General features: G+C 58.8%; 2 protein-coding genes. One reads left to right on the top strand and one right to left on the bottom strand.

The annotated features are described in order from the left end of the window. Positions 1–66: 66 nt before the first annotated feature. On the top strand, positions 67–1,719 hold the full coding sequence (locus tag O2S87_RS18495) for an FAD-dependent oxidoreductase (protein ID WP_475410191.1): 1,653 nt from the start codon (positions 67–69) through the stop codon (positions 1,717–1,719). 38 nt (positions 1,720–1,757) lie between these two features. Here O2S87_RS18495 and O2S87_RS18490 read toward each other — a convergent pair. Further along, a partial coding sequence (locus O2S87_RS18490; RefSeq protein ID WP_475410190.1) for a helix-turn-helix domain-containing protein occupies positions 1,758–2,236 on the bottom strand: 479 nt, incomplete at its 5' end.

The raw sequence follows: 2,236 nt of genomic DNA, 5'->3' as shown, positions 1-2,236 counted from the left end.
GTTGCCAATTCTATACTATTGGGAATCACATACAGTATATATCCCTGATCGCACCAGCCATCAGGTATGGGCACGCAGGTGCTGATCGTTGGCGGCAACGCGGCCGGAATGAGTACCGCAACGCGGCTTCGACGAATGGATGAAGCTGCTGATATCACCGTTATTGAGACCACCGACCACGTCTCGTATGCGAGTTGTGGCCTTCCCTACCATCTGAGTGGGACGGTTCCCAAATCAGAGTTAGCGGTGATGGGTGTCGACCAACTGAGTGCGGCGTTTGACCTAGATATCCGCACTGGGCAGACGGTCACCGATATTTCGCCAGAGGAACAACACGCGACCGTCGAACCCCAGGACGGTGAGACCTACGAACTCGCCTACGACGAGTTGGTGTTGGCGACCGGTGCCGAGCCGCTGGTACCGCCGATGTTTGATCCCGAGGCGATGGACGGCTGTCACACCCTCCGGACAGTCGAGGACGCGGTCAGCATCGGACAGCAGGTTGCGGACGCCGAGGACGCACTCGTGATCGGCGGCGGCTACATCGGGATCGAGGTTGCGGAAAATCTCCACGAGGCCGGCCACAAGGTCGTTGTCGCTGAGTTGCTTGAGCAGGTGATGCCAAACACACTTGGCGAGGAGATGGCTGCACTTGTTGAGGAGCACATCGAAGCTCAGGGCGTCGACCTCCGGCTCGGTTCGGGTGTTGAAGCACTCACCGAAGCCGACGATGGGACGATCACCGCCACGATGGGCTCCGGTGCGGAGCGGACGTTCGATCTGGTCGTAATCTCGACCGGTGTCCGACCCCGAACCGAGTTGGCTGAAGCCGCCGGGCTAGATCTCACCGACAGCGGGGCGATCCCGGTCGACAACCGGATGCGAACGACCGAACCATCGATCCACGCGGTCGGCGACGCGGTTGCGGTTCCGAGCGTGTTTGGTGAGCGATCGTGGATCCCACTTGGTGGGCCGGCCAACCGCGAGGGCCGAGTCGCGGCCAACGATATCGCGGGCCACGACGACACACTCGATCCAGTCTTGGATACCGCGATCGCAAAGGTATTTGACCTGGATGTCGGGACGGTTGGGCTCACCGAGGAGACACTGATCGAGGACGATCGCTCCTATGAGGCGATCTACACCGCAGAGGCAAACCACGCCGGCTACTATCCCGGCGCGACAGATATTCATTTCAAACTCCTCTTTGATCCCGACGACGGGACGATCCTTGGCGTCCAAGCGATCGGTGAGGATGGCGTCGACAAGCGGATCGACGTGCTGGCAACAGCGATCAGCCACGGTGACACGGTCTTTGATATCCGGGATCTGGATCTCGCCTACGCACCGCCGTACTCGGCGGCAAAAGACCCGGTCAACGTGTTGGGCATGATTGGGACAAACGTTGTCGAAGGGGTTTCCGACATTATCCATCTCGACGAATTCTTGGAGCTACGCGAGGAGGCGACGGTTGTCGACACCCGTCCGCCGGAGATGCGCGAGGCCCAAGGGGCGATCCCCGAGGATGAACACGTTCCGCTCGGCAAACTCCGATCGTGGGCTACCGACCGTGCCGATGACGAGGAGGTCGTGACCTACTGTAAGATCGGCAAAAGCTCCTATATGGCGACCCGAATCCTCGATCACGAGGGGATCGACGCCAGCAGCCTCACTGGGGGCTACTACCGGTATCGAGCAACCCAAGAAGCAGACGACTAAAAAGCGCGGCGATCAGTCGGTGAACTGACCCATCAAGTTTAAAAAGCGCGTGCGAGTCGCTGTGAGAACGCTGATGTTGAGATGGATAACTGCTCTGCCAGTGTCTCCATCGATGGCTTCTCGCCGGACTCATAATACTCCTCATCGATCGCCAACTCAAGTGCGTCCCGCTGTTTGGGCGTCAACGCCGAGACATCAACCTCGTAGATCTCCTCGCTGAGTTCCTCGCCGCTGCCGGTGTGGGTCATACTCACCAGCCGGACAGTTGAGCCGATCTTGTTGAGATCAGCGACAAGATTCAAGACCACCGCGGAGTTGGACAAAAACGCCTTGATGAAAAACGATTGACCTTCCGCCCGCACGAAATGTGGGATACAGCCGTACGCCGAAAACACCGAACTCGGACAGTGATCACAGACCTCATCGGTGTGATATTCGGTACTTCCCGAACTAAAAAACAGCCGAGGAGCCAAGGAACGGGCCCATCGACAGGCACAGGAGCGTGATCTTTGTGAGT

Source organism: Halohasta sp. A2, assembly GCF_056175805.1.
The sequence above is the reverse complement of the archived record's forward strand: the minus strand, read 5'-3'. Positions and strand labels throughout refer to the sequence as shown.